The organism is Nocardia vinacea (assembly GCF_035920345.1).
GTDB classification, from domain to species: Bacteria; Actinomycetota; Actinomycetes; order Mycobacteriales; family Mycobacteriaceae; genus Nocardia; species Nocardia vinacea_A.
Map to the genome: position 1 here is coordinate 6,938,296 of NZ_CP109149.1, position 17,570 is coordinate 6,955,865.

Below are 17,570 nucleotides of genomic sequence, written 5' to 3' on the forward strand. Positions count from 1 at the left end.
GGACATCGTCACCGAACGCACCCGTGTGATCGCACGGCTGCGCTGGCATCTGCACGAACTGGACCCGGGCTGGATGCCGCCGGGCAAGCTCGAACGCGCCAGCACCTACGACCGCGTAACAGTCCACCTGGCCCAATTCGACGGGCCCGTCGCCCGATTGGCGGTGACACTGGTCGAGCACTGCCGACGACTCACCATCGAGATTGACGGACTGGCCGACGAAATCGGCCAGCGGATCCATCAGGTCGCGGCGTCACTGTTGGCCATCGTCGGCTGCGCGGACCTGACCGCGGCGAAGATCATCGGCGAAACCGCCGGCGTCGACCGCTTCCGATCCAAGGACTCCTTCGCCCGCCACAACGGCAGCGCACCACTACCGGTCTGGTCGCCCAACCGCTCGCGACATCGCCTGTCCCGCACCGCAAACCGGCAACTCAACGCCGCACTCCACCGCATCGCCCTCACACAGGCACGCTGCGACCCAGACGCACGAGCACTGCTGGCTGCTTGTATCCGGCGATCTTCTCCAAGGCGCCATTACGCCGCTTGAGACCGACGAGTGAGCCTTTCGGGTCTGCGATTGAGACAGCCTCAGCGCACCGCGCACCACTGGGCAGGCTCGGACCGTTTGAGGCGCGGGTGGTGTATCAGACTTCGGCGTAGTAGTTGACAGCAAACTGGGAGTTGTAGAACCAGTCGACCGGCTGGCCGCCGGTCATGACGATGCCCCGTACGTCCTCGTCCTTCAGGTTCAGCATCTTCATTACGTCGCTGACCTTGCTCAGGGCCTCGATTCGGTGGAACGCGTGACCATGCTCCTCGGCGAATCTGGCAAGCGCCTGAAGCTTGACCAGTGAGTCGTCCAGATGGTGGCCGTGCGGGTCGACGATCGACGCCTTTGCTTCACCGTCGACCTCGTGAAAGAAGACGAAGTCCGGATGCATCGAACGCCAGTTGCCGCTCGTCTCATCGCGGTAAGCGATTCCGAGCGAGTCGGCCGTCTGTCGCGGCGGGTTCCGGTACCACGCGAGTGCGCCGGCACGAGCGATCTCATGCTTGACGATCTCGCCTTCCCAGTCGTTCAACTTCGTGATGGGAGCTTCGCCGTTCTCGTCCGCCATCAAGTGCAACATCACAAGCTCGGCGCGGCTCAGCTGACCGTCGTCGTCCTCCTCAATGTAGTCCTCAATACGGGTGCGCGGCCGACCGAGCCGATCGATTTGAGGGGTCGCAGCGAGCGCGTTGATGTCGCGATACTCCTGTTGGCGATCGTCGGGCAAGTCCTGGATCGCGTCCGCGTGCTCCTCAAACAGCTCTTCTGCCATCTGGTCGGACTTCTTGTCGACCGCTTCACGCACCTCCGGAACGCAGGCGAGCGCCGCGGCCCGCACGAACGCATCGCGCAACGCGTCGTCGCTGTCGTCGTCGTCCGTCAGGTGGTCGACGTAGGCCTGTGCGATATCGGAGCCGAACACCTTGCGTGCGTCCTCGAACGCAGCACGAATGGCTCGCTCGTCAGCCTGCTCGACGATGTTGGTGTATTCGACGCTCTTCCCGCCAAACTTCGCCGAGATTTCCTGCAGACGGACCGCCAGCACCTCAGCGGTAGCCGCCTTCACGCGGGTCTTGTACAGCTCGGCGGACTCGTCGAGCACCCGGTGGATTTGCCTGGTGACCTCAGCCAGTGCTTCCTGGCGCACGCTGTCAGTCGACAGTGAGAGCGCGAGAGAAGCAAGGCGTTTAACGGGTGACGTGCCGCGCTGGGGAATCGTCATTGACGGCAGGTTGTCCCATACATTCCAGACGATCTCTGGGATTACCTTGTTCGGCGTCATGACGCACTCTTCGAGGATCACCTTCCGAGTCGTCGGGTCGGGCACGCCGTCGATCTGGGCGGTCAGCAGCTTGACGACATCACCAGCGGTCTTGCGGTCGAAAAATGGCAGCAGGCAGTCGACCGAGTTGAGCTCGTCGTCACCCGGGACTCGCCGCGCAAGTGGCGTGCGCACCATTCGGCCGAGCAGTTGCTGGATGTGGTCGTGATCCTTCGCGGGCCGGAACGACACCAACACCTCGGCACGCGGGCAGTCCCATCCAGTCGAGATCGCGTCCTTGGCGATAATCACCCGAACGTGCGTGCGATCCTCGACCACTTGTGGCTCGATCCAGCCAACCTGGTGAGGCCCGAACGTCTGCATCGAGTGTTCGCCAAGTACGTGCCGGACGGAGTCAGACCCCAGCTCGGGCATCACCTCGAAGATGACGCCAAGCGCCTCGCCTAGCTTGTCGTGGTCTGGGGTGTTAGGTGCTTGCAGGATCAGCAGCGGCTTGACCACGTCTGGCAACCCCTGCGACTCGCAGTACGTCTGCCACCGCTCGGACGAGTGCTTCAACTTCTTGGCGGCCCGACGAACCAGGACCATATCGATCGCCTGCGCCTCGGCCGGGATGTCGACCTTCACGACGTCCTTGACTAGTCCCGACTCCTGCACCTGGAAGCCATCGACCTGGACAGGCGGCAGATAGCGCCGGTCACCCGACACGTGTGCGTCATCCATCGCTTCCTTGAAGTCGCCGATGGTCGCGGAGATGCCCCAAACGATCGGCACGGGCGGATAGCCGGCGTGTCCGTTGATGAGGCGCTGAACGATCGTCGACTTGTCGCGGGTCGTCTTCGTGCCGAACCCGCGGTGCGCCTCGTCGACGATCAAATAGAGCGTGAGATCAGGATCGCCGATCGTATTGGCGATCGTCTGCCAGATCGTGTATCCCTGCAGGTCGGGCTGGACGGAAGCGTGCATCCCGTCCAGAACTTCCTCCTCGGCAAAGACCTCGTGGCCACGCGTCAGCAACGACGACTTCGACAGTTTCTGCGTGTTGAGGAAGTACACCTTGCCTGGTTCAAGCTTCGGCTTCGAGAACGGCGGCTCGATCGTGACAAGGTCCGTCGACACGACCTTGTCGGACGCCTCCATGATGCGGAATCGCGTCTGCTCGTTCAGGTTCGGATCGTCGGAGAACCAGATGACTACGGCGCCGTCGTCCGGCTCGAAATCAAAGTCGTCATTGCCGTAGAACAGCGACTCGATCACGGCTGACGCGATGACAGTCTTGCCAGCGCCCGTGGTGGCGGACAACGAGACTGAAGTGGGGGTAGTCTCGCGCTCTTGGATCGTCTTGGCTCGGTCGAGCGTAGCAAGCATGTCCTCGAGCGCGGCGCGCTGGTACGGCTTGAGGGTGAACTTCATCGTGCGGCCCTCCCGGCCTCGATCTCGAAGTTGCGCAGGTAGGACGAGTACAGGCGAACCGGTTCGATGTGGTCGGGCAACTGCCGAACCATGGCCTCGAACAGGCGATCTTCGTCCGTGACGACGAACGCGTGGGTGAGACCGTCCTGAGCCTCGACCGCCTTAATGAATGCTTCGCTCAAGTCCAAATTCGCGATCACGCCGTACACCTCACCCACATCCCAACCGGACACGATGTCGTCGATACGTCGTCCCCTGGATCCTGCTCGAAGCCATAGGAACGGGGCGATCTTCGCGAACTCACGGTTGGACGACACACGCATCGCAGACTCGTAGGTGAGTGTAAAGAACTCGACGTTCTCGTTGAAACCGTCCGACATCGGGAACTCGTCGGTGAACTTGTAGTCGCCCATGATTGGGGTTCCGTCAGGTGTCGTGCCGCTGATCGCTGCGGTGATCCTGGGCTTGGTGATGTAGTCACAAATACCCTGCGTTTCCCAGCCCACATCGCCCGGCCGGAGACCACGCTTTCGGAGGGTCTTCTGCTCTTCGGCGCTAACCTCGTTGTTAGTGATCGAGATGGAACGACGATTGCCTCCGTCCTGCTTGTTCAATCGCACCACCGCATGCGCCGTGGTGCCGGAGCCAGCGAAGAAGTCCAGCACAACGGCATCAGGCTTTGATTTGAGCACGTGCGACAAAGAATCTTCTACCGCGAACAGCGATTTCGGGAATGGAAACCTCCGTCCGGGGATCAGCTCGCGGAGCACCTGCGTACCGCCACGCTGGGCATCGTGTGCAGCGTGGTTCCAATGAGTTGTCGGCATGACGACTCGTCCGGTGACGTACTCTGCAACGACCGAACCGTCTTCTGCTCGTGCGGTCACACGGGCCGCGCCAGTGCCAATGTCGGAGATGATGCCAGCAGTCAAGTACGAAATGACAAACTGCTGCGGCTCCGTGGGTTTCGGGCGACCGACCCGGATGTATCCTTCAGCAAGTCGCTTACGTGCGGCATCGGGAGTGAGACCCCAGTTCATCTCTGTACCGTCAGGCCGGATTGGGAAAACAGATACACAGCCAGGAACAAGGGGGGAAGTTTCCCGGTCCACTCCGTGAGCGAGCGGCTCTCCAATTTCCCGGATTCGACGGCTCTCCGTATCAACATAAATCGGGTAGAATTGTGCGGTTCCGCCTTTAGCGGTACCGCGTCGCGAAGCAAAGTCACTGCGGCGAAGTGTGTCCCAAACCACCCCCTTAGCCTCTTCTTCTCGTTGCTGCGGCAAGATTGCACACACGCCAAAGCGTGCATAGAAGATGTACTCGTCGGTTCGGCTGAACTCAGTTGATCGACCTGCGCCTGCGGGATTGATGACTGACGAAATCATCTGTATGGAGGCTTCCGGAAACGTCTGTTCCAGCAGCAGCCCCAGCCGCAGGTACTCCTTCTCATCAATGGTGACGATGAGCACCGAGTCGTCGGGGTTCAGCAACTCCTTCGCAAGCAACAGACGGCGCTCCATGAACGCTAGCCACTTCGAGTGGCGATAGTGGTCGTCGGACTCGACGTAGTCGTTGTTGTACTTCCAGTCCTTCGCCCCGGTGTTGTAGGGCGGGTCGATGTAGATGCAGTCGACTCTCCCACGATGGGTAAACAGCAGCGCTTGGAGCGCGTGGTAGTTCTCGGAGTTGATGACGGTGTGGAACGGCTTGTCACCCCCGCGTTCGACCCTGCCGGTGGAGACTAGGCCCGGGTAGATGGGATCACGGAACTCGGCGACGACGACGAGGTCGTTCGCGAGCACGGACGACACCTCGTCGGGGTCGTCCACCGCCACAACGTCAGCCCACCGCTCGCCGTCTTCGGTGTAGATCTTCGCGACCCGGTAGAGACGTTCGTTCTCCTTTTTCGGCATTTCGCCGCAGTCCGGGAGGATACGTACCTTGTCGTTCTTGCGTACGGGCCTACCCGGCAGCTCGACTGCCTCGGGGACGTGCCGCTCGAAGTTCAGTCCGAACGCGCGGCGGTCTGCGAGCGCGTTGGTTTCGCGCTGCAGATCTTTCGCCAACTGGGGGTCAGTGTTGGCGACTTGGCGGAGGAGGTCGTTGAGGCGTGACACGTGTCGATTCTTCCTTACGAATCCGGTGAGACTGTGACGGTCCCCCGCGCAAACGAGGCAAGGATGCGCTGGTGGGTCTGGCGTGGTAGATGGCGATTGCCCGGCTCGCCGAACGGGGTGCCCGGTCGAGCAGGAGCCTCCTGAAGCAGCTTGTCGAGGCCGGGGCGCGACACCATCAGCAACCCGTGGGTGGCGCGCGTGCACGTGACTGCGAGGCGGCCGAATGCCGAATTGAACTCATCCAGCTCGGACGCGCCGGTGAGTGGGTGGATGGCGATCGTGATGCCGTTCGTCTGCCCCTGCCATGAGTCGACCGTGGAGGCGATCAGGTCGGACGCGATCAGGTTATGTTTAGCGCTGAGGCGGGCGACGGCGTCGGCGGCGTCGTCAACCGCTTGGTTGCGGGTGGCGAGAATGGCGATGAGGGTGTTGGCTGGGGCAGAGCCAGGGCGGTCCACATTGGTCTTGCCGCTCGGTGTTCCGTCGTCGTTGTAGACCTGCTCGAAGAGGGCAAACCCGGCTGCGAACAGGCCGTCGAGAAGAGTCTCGACGAACTCGATGAGCGGCAGGTCGACATCGGCGGCTTCGGCGTCGGGCAGCCCGTCGACTTCAAGGAGCGTAGGGACTCCCGTGGCGACGGACTCCCACACGGCCTTCGCCGGGCCGGACAGGTGGCCCAGCTCGATTGCACGGTCGCCAGGTGCGGCAACGCAGTTGAGCGACTCGAACTCGGGGTAGAACGCGCGCCACAAGCCCAGTTGCTCGCCGGTCGGACGCCAGACCGCGGGCAGTTCGGTCGTCCACGTCTTGGTGTCGTCCCCGTCGTAGGAGGTCGGCCAGGCGCGGTAAGGGTTGAAGCCGGGGTCGCCACGCCACGGGTTTTCCGCGATCTCCAGTGGCGGCAGCTGGCCGACGTCGCCGACACCGACATGGATGGGTGCGGTGTAGGTGATCCTGTCGAACAGGTGATGCGGCAGTTGCCATGCCTCGTCGACGAACAGGACGTCGAAGCGGTGGTCGCCATGGAAGGCGGACCCGAAGTGGTTCGAAACGTACTGGCGAGTCATTCCGAACATGTGGGTCGTAGTCAGCACCACGGGCACGTCCTGGGGAATCGCCTTCACGGAGTCGACGACCATAGCCGACGCCTTGACCCAGTCCGGCACGTCATTGAGGACGCGCGTGGACGCCCAGAGCCACACGCGGTCCTTGCCGACTTCGTCCCCGAGGGACGCGGCGAGTGGCCAAAGCTGCCGGTTCTGGAAGGCAGTCACGGCGACGCGCAGGCACTGGGGCTGAGCGATAACATCGCGGACGAGACCGCGCAACAGGAACGACTTGCCCGCACCGGCGGCGGCTTTCAGCAGGATGCGCTGGACGTCGGAGCTGCCGTTAAGCGCGTCGAGGAGCTGTCCCTTGGCGAACTTGGCCGCGGCCTCGTTCTGGGCCGCGGCGCGCGAGTGGTGACAGGCGTCAGTAGCGACGAGCAACGGTGATTTGAACGTGACGGTCATTGGCTACTCCACGTCGTCCATCGTCAGGTCCTCGGGCGGTTGCTCGGCCGGCCGGTCGGCCGGGTTGGGCAGGCTCTCGTCAGCGGCGTTGACATCGAACGCGTCCGAGTCGATCACCGGCGGCCACACCTGCGGGTTGAGCTCACCGCGAGCGCGGCGGCCTGCAAGAATGTCAGACCACTCGGCCTCCGACGTCTCGTGAGGCTTGCAGCACCACTGGTGGTTTGCGGGGGCGTCGATAAACGAGTCGGGTGTGCATGTCTGCTTCGGCGCGGACGACGAGTCGACGCTCGGCTTCTCCACATTCAGCCACACGTCGCCCTTGTTGGTGGAGAACCACGAGAAGTCTGCGACGATCAACTCGTCGCCGACGGCGAACCCAGGGTCGTGGTGGGGTGCCCATGTGTAATGGCGAAGCGGTGCCCCGGTGGCCGCGAGCTCGCCGATGGGCATATGGGAGACCTTGAAGCTGCCCTTCTGGGCCTGGAGGGTCACGTCCTCGGCCTCTACTAGGGCGTAGCCGTTCAAGTGGAGCGCCACGATGCGCGACTCGTCGCCAATGCGACGGGAGTCGACTTCGAGGGTAAGCGGGTCGTCGATAACGACGCGAGCCAGTGCGAGTTGTCTGGTGCCCGCGTCCTGGGCAGCGTCGTAGGCGGCGAGCGGGTTCGTCAGGACGGTCACTTGTGCGTCGAACTTGTCGTCCGCTTCGAGCAGCGGCACCGCGTCGTTGCGCCACCAGCGGGTGGTGCGACCGAACCGGACGAGGTCGAACGCATGCAAGTTGAGGCGTCGACGCCAGACGCGCTGGGCGTCGGCCTCCACGATGCGCACAGCCGGCTGCATCTTCGACAGCTTGAACTCAGCCTGGAGGATCGAGAACGCCTTGTCGAACACGTCGATCTTGTAGGCGAGTTCGGCGCGGATCAGGTCATTGTAAACGCCCGGCTTCGCCGGCCGCGGAAGCCCGGGCTTGTCGCCTGTAAACGCCTCGTGAATCGCGTTGGACTGGAGGGGTGTCAGTTGCGCACCGACCGCGTGGTCCGACTTCTCGACCAACTCTTCGAGAGCGCGGTGGTCGATCAGAAGTTCGCTCGGGTCAGCCCACGGCGCGAGGTAGTCGAGACGAAGCGAGTTGACGGTCGGGCCGCCGGCCGTCACGAGCGACGCGAGCGCCGCCCGTAAGTCGACGATCGTTGAGCGAACCTTCATGGTCCGCGTTCGGTCCTGCTCCAACAGGAACGAGACGGCCACCCGGTCTTTCTCCGGAAGGCGGGATGGGACGACGGCCGGCTCGCCGTTGTAGGTAAGCGCTGGGCGACCCTGCTGCTTGTCGCGCTCCCAGCGCACCCGGGAGAGTTCTTTGCCAGCCACGCTGTCGGCGATCGACACTAGGATGTCGGCGGTCGTCGAGTCGGGGACGACGAGATGGATAGGAGCAGGATCCTCGGCGTTTGCCTTGAGTTGCTCCGTGATGGACTTGTTGAGCTCCCTGCCGAGGAGCTTCACGATCGATCGCCGGGTTGCATCGCCGTCTGGGTCATCGCAAACCTCTACGTGCCAGGGTTCGACAGCGTCCTTCGTGACGCGCTGGACGGCGATGCCGTAGACACCGAGGGCCGCGCCGTCCGACTTGGCCAGCACCACGTTGACCGTGCCGGGCTGCCCGATGGGGTCGAGGCGCCGCTGACCGGACAGCATGCCGGTTCCCGTGAGCGTCGCCTGGATCTGCTGGCGGACTGAGTTCGCGACCATGCCGACGGGCGTGACGCCGTCGACCAGACCGACGGCCTGTGCCCGGACTTCCGGCTTGACCCCGAGTTCAATCAGCAGGTCGGTCGGGTCGGTCGACTTCTGCAGCTCGGCACGGCAGTACATGAACATGTCGCAGCTAGGGCAATTGTCCGGGGAGTAAGTTGCCTGTAGGTGGGCCAGATGAGCTGGCAGGTTGGCGCCGATGTCCGTCGGGAACCTGGCCACTTCTGAAGCGCGTTCTTGGACGCGCATGCGGACCTCTTCGCGGTGGTCGGTCAAGTTCTCGATCACTGCCGTCGGAGACAGTGAGGCGTTGCGCGGCACGGCGAGCATGCCGAATCTATGAACATCCATTTTGGCGGGTATCCTCGTCCACGCTGCGGCGGACTCAGCACCAAGGGCGACCTGCAGGAAGCCTTTGAGGAGACGGCCGTCGTCGATCTCGGAGCGAACCCGCTGGTAGTCCTTGGCGTCGCCGACGATCAGCCAAGACCCGTCAACCTCGCCCCTCTTGTCCGGAACCTTGGGTGCGACCACCGCGAAGTCAGGGCGGGTGTCGGTGGCGTTCTCGCCTTCGAGCCCGAGGAACGGGACGGCCAACTGGTGGATCAGTGTGGCGTTTCCGTACGCGATGGCAGCGTTGTGCGCCTGTTCCAGGATGGATGCTGTCTTGGCTGCGTCGATGTGCGCGTCGGCCACGACGACCGCCTTCGGCCGTTTCAAGCCAAGGGCGCCGACGGAGACGGTGACCACCTCGGACGCAAATCGCTTGTCGCGGATGAGCCGCTCGAACGCCATCGCGCGCATCCAACGCAGCAACGGGATGGTGCTCTGAGGTCCTTTGGAGTGGCCGACCTGTTCGGCGAGTTTGCGTCGCGTGACGCCAGTGATCAGAGGGTCGGTGCCGCGGAACCGCGCGCACGCTGCGTGTGACGATGCGGCGACGGCGCTGCTTGCGCCGCCAGTTACTTTCGACGACAAGCGCCCCTCCTGATGCGACCCACGCAAACCGCTGCAGACGCCGCAGCCAACATCACGACGATGTCAGTGGTCGAACACACGGCTGCACTCCTCGGGTTCGCTACATGGGCCGCCATCGTGGAGCCCAACCATCTGACACACTATCGACGGCGTCCGACAGAATCCGGAGAACCTCGCGTGGTGTGATCGATTGGGTCACCATCAGTGGACCACAACCCCTGCACGGTTGCATTCGTCGACGCATACCGCCGCGCCGCGGAATATCCGTGGCCGCTGAGCTTTTCGATTTGACCGGATTGTCGGCCTATCGAGCCGATCTGATGGGGCGACTGGGTAGCAGGGGTGAACCGGCTGCGGGCCATGCTCGCGTCGATCTTCCCGACGCTGGAGGCAGCCGTTCAACTATTCGGCGCGGTCACCGCTGATTCTGATGTCGGGGTTGTGCACCCCCGCCGAGATCCGAGAAGCCGGAATCAATGGTGTGGCAGCGTTTCTCGCCGAGAACAAGGCGTGGACGAACGGGATCGAGAGGATCGCCGCAGCTGCGGTGTCTGCGGCCGGCGAGCAGAACGTCACGGTTCCCGCCGAAGCGGCGCCCGCGGCTTTGACCAAGCGGTCGGCAACCAAGCTTCTCGATCTCGATCGCGAGATCAAAGACCTCGACAAGCAGATCGCTGCTGTCTTCCGTCGTGCATCCGCACGCATCGATCATCGAGTCGATGCCGGGCATGCGCTCTCATCTGGGCTCGGAATTCCTGGTGGCCATAGGCGGTGACCTGGCAGCGTTCTCGACGTCGGGTCGCTCGGCGTCCTATGCCGCTCTGGTTCCGGTGCCTCGTGATTCCGGCCGTGTCTCCGGCAACCTGCACAGGCCCAAGCGGTTCAATCGGCGGCTACGACGGGTGTTCTATTTGACCGCCCTGTCCGCGATCCGCGCCGAAGACCCGTCGCGAACCTTCTACCAGCGCAAGCGAGCCGATCGACAAGTCCGCTGCGTGGGGCGATGCTGACTGGCCGTGCCGAGTGCCGGGTCGTCTGATGAGCGGGATTGGTTGGTAGAGCAACGTTTTCGTGCTGTGCTGGAGGTGTTGGATGGGTCCGCGGTCAGTGAGGTGGCCGTGCGGTACAGGGTGTCACGGCAGTCGGGTTACAACTGGAAAGGCCAAGTACCAGACGGGCAGGATCGAGGCGCTGCGCGAGGTGTCGAGCCGGCCGGACGAGTCCGACCCGGGTTTCGGCGGAGGTCGAAGCGCTGGTGTGTGAGATGCGGCGAGTGCATCCACGCTGGGTGCTCGCCGAATTGCGTTCGAGCTGGCGCGATCTGGGGTGGCTGGGGCGCCGTCGCGGGCGACGGTTCATCGTGTTCTGGTTCGCAATGGCCTGGTTCGCCGCCAGGAGCAGCAACATCGACGCAAGTACAAGCGGTGGCAGCGTGAGGCACCTATGCATTTGTGGCAGCTGGACCTGGTTGGCGGGCTGTTCCTCAAGGACGGTCGTGAGTGCAAGATGCTGACTGGGATCGATGATCATTCTCGGTTCGTTGTAGTTGCTGCGGTACTCGCGGTGCCGTCCGGGCAGGCGGTCGCCGAGGCGTTCCTGAAGGCGATGCGGATCTACGGGGTGCCCGCGGAAGTGCTGACCGACAACGGAAAACAATTCACCGGCCGCTTCCCCAAACCCCGTCCGGCCGAGGTGCTTTTCGAGCGGGTCTGCCGCGAGAACGGCATCACGGCGCGGCTGACCAACCCGTTCTCGCCGACAGCCACAGGCAAGATCGAGCGTTGGCATCAGACACTGCGCCGCGAGCTGCTCGACCCATCGGAGCCGTTCGCGGATCTGCCGACAGCGCAAGCGGCGATCAGCGCGTGGGTTCACAACCATTCGCGCCCGCACCAGCCACTAGACATGGCGACACCCGCCATCCTGTTCCGCCCCAACGCGCAACCCGAGCCACTCGCGGTCAGCGGCCGCATGGATCCGTTACCACACGAACATCGCGCCGAACCAACCTCATCTCACCGCGAATAGCCCTCCGCAGCAGAGGGATCCGGCTTGATCGTGCTGTCGTCGGCAGGAGCCGTCGAGTTCGACACCGTTATCGCGCCCAGCGGGCAGATCGCCGTGCTCTCTCCGATGCAGCGTGCAAAGGTCAGCGCGAGCCTCGCGGGCCGGATCGCACACGTGTGCGCCGACGAGCACAGCATCCACATCCTCATCGACGGCAAGCTGGTCAGAACCGTTCCGCCGAACCTCGGCGCCGAAGAGCTGCAGGAGCTTCGGATGCGCGGAGCCAGACCCGCAGGACCGCCATCAGCGGCGGCTTCGGCTGCACGAATCGAAACACTCCCCGGGTGCCGTGGTTGAGGTCGACCGAGTCGTCGACGAGAACGGCAGGGTCGGCCTGGTCAAATACGACCTGAAGGTCGGCGCCGAACTGTCCCGCAGGAAGATCACCGTGAGACTGAACGGGCACCTCGCCCACATCGTCAGCGACGGTATCCTCGCCAAAACTCTGCCCTCACCGATCCCTGCCGACGATCGCCGAAAGCTGTGTGGCGCCCCTCTGGCCACGGCTCCGATTCCGCCACCGGCCACCTGGACCGATCAGCGTCTAACGCAAAATCTCAACCGACGGGGTTGTCATGGTGGCCCGCCAGTCCCTGCGAATCGGACGCAGCCACGCGGGCCGGATCGTCACCATCCACGTCGAGGACACACACTTCCGGGTCACCTGCGACGGTGCCGAACTCGGCCTGCACCCACGCACCAGCGATCACCCAATCCGCCTATGGAAAGCCAAGATCCACGCCCCAAATCTGACCGCCACATTCAATACGTCCTGAGACCTTCAAGCAGGTCCTGAGCGTCTCGCATCAACCAGGTCCTGAGACCTCACCGATTTCGACATGCGCATCCGCGACACGTACAAGGTCTTGCTGACCCGAGGGATGCAAGGGGTGGTCCTCTACGCGGTCGACCCAGAAATCCAGGAGTTCACCTTCGGTCTGGCCGATTCCCTCGTATAACCGACCACCGCTCGAAGCCTGACCGCATCCACTGCTGGAGCAACCAGGCACTACCTCGAAACGAGCTCAATGTCCGACCGGTCACCCCGCCGGCGCCAGCAATCCACTCACCCACTGACCCGCACTGGTGTCCAACCCACCACCGATCTTCAGGGGGTTGTGGCGCGTCAGATTTGTGCTGACCCACCTGTCGGTACGTCAAACTGCCTGCTCGATATCGGGATTCAGCACTCGGATCACCGAGATTCTACTCGGCTCCATCATGGCTTTCGGCGAGCGCCACCAGCCACTTGGTACTCTCCGAGCATGGGCACGGTCGCCATTGAGGCCCTCCGAGCTGCACTGGAACAGTCGTGGTCAGTGGATACGAGTGCAGCCTCGGGCTGGACGGAAGCCAACCGCGCAAAGGGACAGTGCGCTGTCACTGCGTGTGTGGTCCAGGACTACCTCGGTGGCGAGATTCTCAATACGACTGCCACCCTGCCCAGCGGTGAAACAGTCTCGCATTATTTTAACCTCGTCGATGGCGGCATCGTCGACCTCACCCGGCAGCAGTTTCCGGATACAACACGGTTTTCTAAGCCAGAACCGAAAAGGAAAGGCTTCGCATCAACCCGCGAGTACTGCCTGTCGTACGAGAGCACGAGACAAAGATATGCACTGCTGACTAGACGAGTTGCCAGATATCTTCGCGAGAGAGATTAGCGGTATCAGCGGGCCGTCCACATACCAAGGAAGCCCCCAGCCTCAGGTACCGATGAATACGGTCGCAGATTATCAGCGATCTCGTGAAGTGTTCTTTGAAGGCGGGTCGACGCAACCTTAGCGATGTCCTCAAAGTTGTCGGTCAACACGACACATCCCTCGGCAACGTCCCCGGCCCGAATGAAGTTCTGCGCCAAACGGATCTGCCAAGCAGTACGTTCACGAGGATATACCGCCGTGCCGCCTATGGCCGCCTGCAGATAGGTCGTTGCTGACTGATGATTGCCGAGGCGCATGAAGGCCAGCCCGGTCAAACCACTGAGCTGCGCTTCAGGCAAATGCGCCAGATAGGCGGGATCCTGCCCCCTGGTCGAGTCGTACGCGCGGTGCGCCCGACTCACTGCTGCCTCCATAGCGGCACGATCGCCAATCGCGCTGTGCGCTTCGGCCTCGCGGATGGCTGCCAGCGCCCGCAGCTTCGGGCCACCCTGCCTCCTAGCCGCAAGCTGCGCGGCTTCAGCCAACTGGACCCCTTCTCTGGGCCGCGAACCCTCGCGATATGACAACAGGCAGGCATTGATCCACGCGTGAGCAGCAGCGGTACCTTCACCCGCAGCCGTAGCGGCCTGAACGGCATCGGCGTAATAGCGTCTCGCGTCGCCCCAGCGGCCGGCGTCGTAGTGGACCCATCCTGCAGCAGTCATCATCTCGGCACCGGTGCCGGTCAGGGCCTTACCGACCTCGTCGCTGTAGCTACCCAGATCCAGCAGCTGTTCGACATACCGCACTTCGTTGGCGGCGACCTCGCACAACCGATCACCACCAGCTATCAGCTGAAGCTCGTGGATCTGATTGACGCTCTTGGTGATTCGCTCGACGTCCGTTTGGCCAAGCCTGACTCCTGCGGAAACCGGCGGAGGGATCTGTCGTCTATCTGCCGCCATAGCAGTACCAACTCCGACCGCCCCTGATTTGAAAAATTGGCGTCGGTTCACCTCCGCCTCCTCATCCGACTCCACCACCAATATTGCGAGCGGCACCTGCAGAGCTTTCGCCACCCGGCGGAGAACGCGCACATCATAAACGGCCGGGCCATCATGCTCCAGCTGCGAGACAGCGGGCTGCGTGAAGTGCAGGAGTGCGCCGAGTTCCGCCTGTGTCATACCGATGGATTTGCGTATCCGTCGGATCGTCTCACCGGTCGTCATGTGCATCGTCGGGCTCCCCGCTACATCATGTTGCGTTCATGGTTATGGCGGATCGGCATTGACTATCAAGCGTTTTCACGCCCATACGGACTTTATACCGATTTCCGTATGTTTTAAAACGACTCCCCATTTGAGCGGGAAATAACCGGTTTTGCGGCCCTACGGTCAGCCCTGGTACCCGGCACCGGGCCGACGCCGTACCCCTTGTCCGGCGCACCGGCCCGCCAGAGTGGCAGGCCGGTGGCGAAAGCCCCCGGTGCCGGGCACCTCCGATCGAGCCCGCCGACCAGGAGATGCCAAAGACGATGGCCACCGCCAATTCCCTTGCCATGTACCAACTCATCGCGCTGTGCGACGCTGCGGCGCACGCCGCACCGATGGTGCCGTTCACTCCCGCCCAAGCCCACGAAGTCGTTCAGATCCATCTCGCCTGCCGGGCCAAGAACTGCCCGCGGAAAGCGTCCGCGCTCGACACGCTGGTCGAAGCCGGCCAGATGGTGCTGTCCACGAGTAAGCCGCGGTGATCGGCCGTGACCAGCATGCATGAGAACGACGCACGGCAGGAGTGTCCCCCGAACGCCACGGACGACACTCCAAGTGAGACGACCCCGACATGGGCACCAGTGACGGCATTGCCGTCGAGTGAGGTATTGCTGGCGGCCTTCGCCGGGCTACGGCCGCTGCAGGGCAGTGACATCGTCGACGCGGCAGTCGATCTGGTGGCCTGCCAGCGACAATATCGACACGCACTACTGTCTCTCGCAGACGAACAGACCGGCCATCGCAAACTTAAACAGGCTGCCTCGCAGCTGGTTTCGGCGCGCGAGGCTATCGAGACCCTGATCGCCGTCATCGACGATGCGGTCGACCACCGCCAAAAGCGACCGGTAATCGCACCACCCTCGCCCCCTCCACCAGTCCCGATCACCGGCGTGCCGGAAGGCACTCCGGTCATGGTCGTGCAGACCGAAAGCATCGGGGCGCTGGTTGCTCGGATGGCCGACCTCTGGGGGTTGGTACTCGCCGCCGTTGCGACCGACGAGGAGCCGCCCGAGGCAACCCGGTTGGCACAGTTGTGTCAGGGCTACGACTGCCTGGTGGCCGCGATCGAATCCGGCCAGCAACTCGTGCTCGGGCGGTGATCGGTGATGGCACGGCTTCGGCCCGTCCGAGCACCACGTCCACCGCGTCGCATCCCGCCACATTCACATCGAATCCGGTGCGCTGAAACTGGATTTCACTGCCTCGGCCGAGCAAGCCGCCGAACTGGCCCAAGGCTTTCCAGAGTTCACCGTCACGGTCGACAACCACGTAGCTGCCGACCTACCACCGCTGCCATGTGCAGCGCTGTGGGACTGACGTCCCTCACTCAGCGGGCGCAACCACCGCGCGGACCATCCACAGTCGAAATCTGAAGGGCCACTCCCTCATGCCACTGGACCGCCAGCCGACAGGCCACGTCGCGCTCGGCACCTCCCCGAGCACGCCAGCCTCCTTTTCACCGCCACCCGTCGAGACCCAACCCGATCAGCCGCTACCCGATGCCGGACCCTTCCTGCGGATCTTCGCCGGAACAGAAGAACCGACGACGGTGATGCTGCGCTGCGCCCAGCAGTACATCGGCATCCTGCGCATGATCTACGAACACCGCCGGGATATTCCCGATGTCGTCCACGAACAACTGTCCATCCTGACCTTCCTGATCGACCACGAAGCCGAAGGACACACGAAGAAGATCGCGGTCCAGCCCAGCGCTCCGCTCGCTCCCTCGTCGTACGCCGAAATGGTGCATTGGCTGGCCTGGAAATACCTGCTCTACACCCTGCGCCGAAACGATCCCGAGCACGGCGAACGTGATGCGTACATGCTGTCCTGCCACATCGAGGCATTCGACCAGCTGGTCACCGATGTCAGGGCTGGAGGAGTTCGTCTGCCAGACAAAGCCACCGATGATGCTCTGCCGCCCCGGACGGTGCGACCGGATGGCACCGAAGATGTGCACGGGCAACCCCCTACCGCGGCTAGCGGCAGTGACACCGCCGCCAGCTACACAGAGCAGTGACGATGCCAGATCCGCCCCAGCGCAAGGAGTTCGTCGCGGCGGACGGCACGTTGGCCGAGCGCTGGTGTCATGTCCATCTCATGGAGCTGACCGTCGCGCGGGCAGTGCAGCTGCAACGTATCCACGCAACGCACCGGCCCGACGACTGCTTCGTACACCTGCAGGTCGCGGTGTTCCTGATGAAAGCAAGCGACGCCTGATGTTCGCCCCGGAAATTGATTCCACGCCAACAACATTCGGGCATGGACTGCGTCAAGATATGTCCTGGACGGAGCAACGTATGACTTCCGACGACAGATTGTGGATCAAATATGCACAGCGCCAACGACTTACAGATTTGCGTCTCGGTTATCGCCCGCGTCTCCGGACTTGCCGGGCGAGGCGGTCATGAGGACGCCGCTGCCTTCCAAAGACATGGTTCTGCAAGCATGCGCCGGGACTGTAGCTATCGAGCATCCGGTCCTGCGCGCCGCCTACGAGCTGGCCAGCCTGCACGAAGCCCGGTCGGAAGGGAACGCTAATGTCGGCGCGATCGACGGCGAACGCGCTCGACTGGTGGGCCGGATCGATGATTGGGTGACATCGGCCAAGCGCCCGGTCTATGACGCCGCGTACCTGCACACCGAGACCGTCGGCATGGTGATCGATCGCCTCGCCGAGTTCTCGGTCGATGCCCGTGCCGCATCCGAGCCGAGTATTCCCTCGCTGCAGTTGCGTTATGCCCAGCGTCGCCTCACCGAGCTTTCCGTCGCCTACAGCGATTTGTGCTTCGAGATCTCGGCGGGAACCCGCCGACTGCCGAACTTCTCATTCCCTGCGACGGAAGGAGATTCGACTGAACCACCGGATGGGCGAGCTGACCTGTAATCATGTGATCGGGCGCGGTGCGGCGGCGCAGTTCAGGCGATGGTTGCCCCGCAGCGAGCGCTTCGCCGGGATCGCAGTGCATAT

The 17,570-nt window shown here is 63.2% G+C and carries 13 protein-coding genes and 2 pseudogenes; 10 read left to right on the forward strand and 5 right to left on the reverse strand.

All coding sequences use genetic code 11. The features are described from left to right. Positions 1-25 precede the first annotated feature (25 nt). On the forward strand, positions 26-550 hold the full coding sequence (locus tag OIE68_RS31660; RefSeq protein WP_327094649.1) for an IS110 family transposase: 525 nt from the start codon (positions 26-28) through the stop codon (positions 548-550). 97 nt (positions 551-647) lie between these two features. On the opposite strand, the gene OIE68_RS31665 is transcribed toward OIE68_RS31660, so the two are convergent. The 4 genes from OIE68_RS31665 to OIE68_RS31680 are packed head-to-tail and all read right to left on the reverse strand — an operon-like array spanning position 648 to position 9,618. Beyond that, complete coding sequence (locus tag OIE68_RS31665; protein ID WP_327094650.1) at positions 648-3,248, reverse strand: DEAD/DEAH box helicase; 2,601 nt, start codon at positions 3,246-3,248, stop codon at positions 648-650. After that, complete coding sequence (locus tag OIE68_RS31670) at positions 3,245-5,368, reverse strand: site-specific DNA-methyltransferase (protein WP_327094651.1); 2,124 nt, start codon at positions 5,366-5,368, stop codon at positions 3,245-3,247. Before OIE68_RS31670 ends, OIE68_RS31665 begins: the two co-directional genes overlap by 4 nt. A 14-nt stretch (positions 5,369-5,382) precedes the next feature. Beyond that, the gene (locus OIE68_RS31675; RefSeq protein WP_327094652.1) at positions 5,383-6,882 is read right to left on the reverse strand and encodes a hypothetical protein; all 1,500 of its coding nucleotides are present in this window, start codon (positions 6,880-6,882) and stop codon (positions 5,383-5,385) included. A gap of 3 nt (positions 6,883-6,885) precedes the next feature. After that, the gene (locus OIE68_RS31680) at positions 6,886-9,618 is read right to left on the reverse strand and encodes a hypothetical protein (protein ID WP_327094653.1); all 2,733 of its coding nucleotides are present in this window, start codon (positions 9,616-9,618) and stop codon (positions 6,886-6,888) included. Between the two features lie 284 nt (positions 9,619-9,902). On the opposite strand from OIE68_RS31680, the pseudogene OIE68_RS31685 reads away from it, so the two are divergent. The 4 genes and pseudogenes from OIE68_RS31685 to OIE68_RS31700 form a co-directional block, all read left to right on the forward strand. Continuing rightward, positions 9,903-10,607, forward strand: a pseudogene (locus tag OIE68_RS31685) (transposase); the annotation flags it as partial. 27 nt (positions 10,608-10,634) lie between these two features. After that, positions 10,635-12,461 (forward strand): annotated as a pseudogene (locus OIE68_RS31690) (IS481 family transposase). Positions 12,462-12,524: 63 nt separating this feature from the next. Beyond that, entirely contained in the window at positions 12,525-12,644 is a 120-nt protein-coding gene (locus OIE68_RS31695; protein WP_327094654.1) for a DNA/RNA helicase domain-containing protein, read from the forward strand. Between the two features lie 306 nt (positions 12,645-12,950). Beyond that, complete coding sequence (locus tag OIE68_RS31700; RefSeq protein WP_327094655.1) at positions 12,951-13,349, forward strand: YunG family protein; 399 nt, start codon at positions 12,951-12,953, stop codon at positions 13,347-13,349. Between the two features lie 5 nt (positions 13,350-13,354). Here the strand turns inward: OIE68_RS31700 and OIE68_RS31705 are convergent, their stop codons facing one another. Then, a complete protein-coding gene (locus OIE68_RS31705) occupies positions 13,355-14,563 on the reverse strand; it encodes a helix-turn-helix transcriptional regulator (RefSeq protein ID WP_327094656.1) in 1,209 nt (402 codons plus the stop codon). Between the two features lie 299 nt (positions 14,564-14,862). Between OIE68_RS31705 and OIE68_RS31710 the strand changes: the two genes are divergently transcribed. The 5 genes from OIE68_RS31710 (at position 14,863) to OIE68_RS31730 (ending at position 17,486) form a co-directional block, all read left to right on the forward strand. Beyond that, a complete protein-coding gene (locus OIE68_RS31710; protein ID WP_327094657.1) occupies positions 14,863-15,081 on the forward strand; it encodes a hypothetical protein in 219 nt (72 codons plus the stop codon). A 6-nt stretch (positions 15,082-15,087) separates the two neighbouring features. Beyond that, positions 15,088-15,699: a hypothetical protein gene (locus tag OIE68_RS31715; protein WP_327094658.1), complete on the forward strand. Its 612-nt coding sequence runs from the start codon at positions 15,088-15,090 to the stop codon at positions 15,697-15,699. A gap of 287 nt (positions 15,700-15,986) precedes the next feature. Further along, entirely contained in the window at positions 15,987-16,619 is a 633-nt protein-coding gene (locus tag OIE68_RS31720; RefSeq protein ID WP_327094659.1) for a hypothetical protein, read from the forward strand. Positions 16,620-16,621: 2 nt separating this feature from the next. Beyond that, positions 16,622-16,819 carry a hypothetical protein gene (locus OIE68_RS31725; protein WP_327094660.1) on the forward strand — a complete coding sequence of 66 codons (198 nt, stop codon included), beginning with the start codon at positions 16,622-16,624 and terminating at the stop codon, positions 16,817-16,819. A gap of 214 nt (positions 16,820-17,033) precedes the next feature. Further along, positions 17,034-17,486: a DUF4254 domain-containing protein gene (locus OIE68_RS31730; protein WP_327094661.1), complete on the forward strand. Its 453-nt coding sequence runs from the start codon at positions 17,034-17,036 to the stop codon at positions 17,484-17,486. Positions 17,487-17,570 lie beyond the last annotated feature (84 nt).

Coding starts and splice junctions, on each gene's coding strand:
- OIE68_RS31730 (WP_327094661.1), top strand. CDS start 17,034: ATGGTTCTGCAAGCATGCGCCGGGACTGTAGCTATCGAGCATCCGGTC.
- OIE68_RS31710 (WP_327094657.1), top strand. CDS start 14,863: ATGGCCACCGCCAATTCCCTTGCCATGTACCAACTCATCGCGCTGTGC.
- OIE68_RS31720 (WP_327094659.1), top strand. CDS start 15,987: ATGCCACTGGACCGCCAGCCGACAGGCCACGTCGCGCTCGGCACCTCC.
- OIE68_RS31725 (WP_327094660.1), top strand. CDS start 16,622: ATGCCAGATCCGCCCCAGCGCAAGGAGTTCGTCGCGGCGGACGGCACG.
- OIE68_RS31695 (WP_327094654.1), top strand. CDS start 12,525: ATGCGCATCCGCGACACGTACAAGGTCTTGCTGACCCGAGGGATGCAA.
- OIE68_RS31675 (WP_327094652.1), bottom strand. CDS start 6,882: ATGACCGTCACGTTCAAATCACCGTTGCTCGTCGCTACTGACGCCTGT.
- OIE68_RS31665 (WP_327094650.1), bottom strand. CDS start 3,248: ATGAAGTTCACCCTCAAGCCGTACCAGCGCGCCGCGCTCGAGGACATG.
- OIE68_RS31700 (WP_327094655.1), top strand. CDS start 12,951: ATGGGCACGGTCGCCATTGAGGCCCTCCGAGCTGCACTGGAACAGTCG.
- OIE68_RS31705 (WP_327094656.1), bottom strand. CDS start 14,563: ATGCACATGACGACCGGTGAGACGATCCGACGGATACGCAAATCCATC.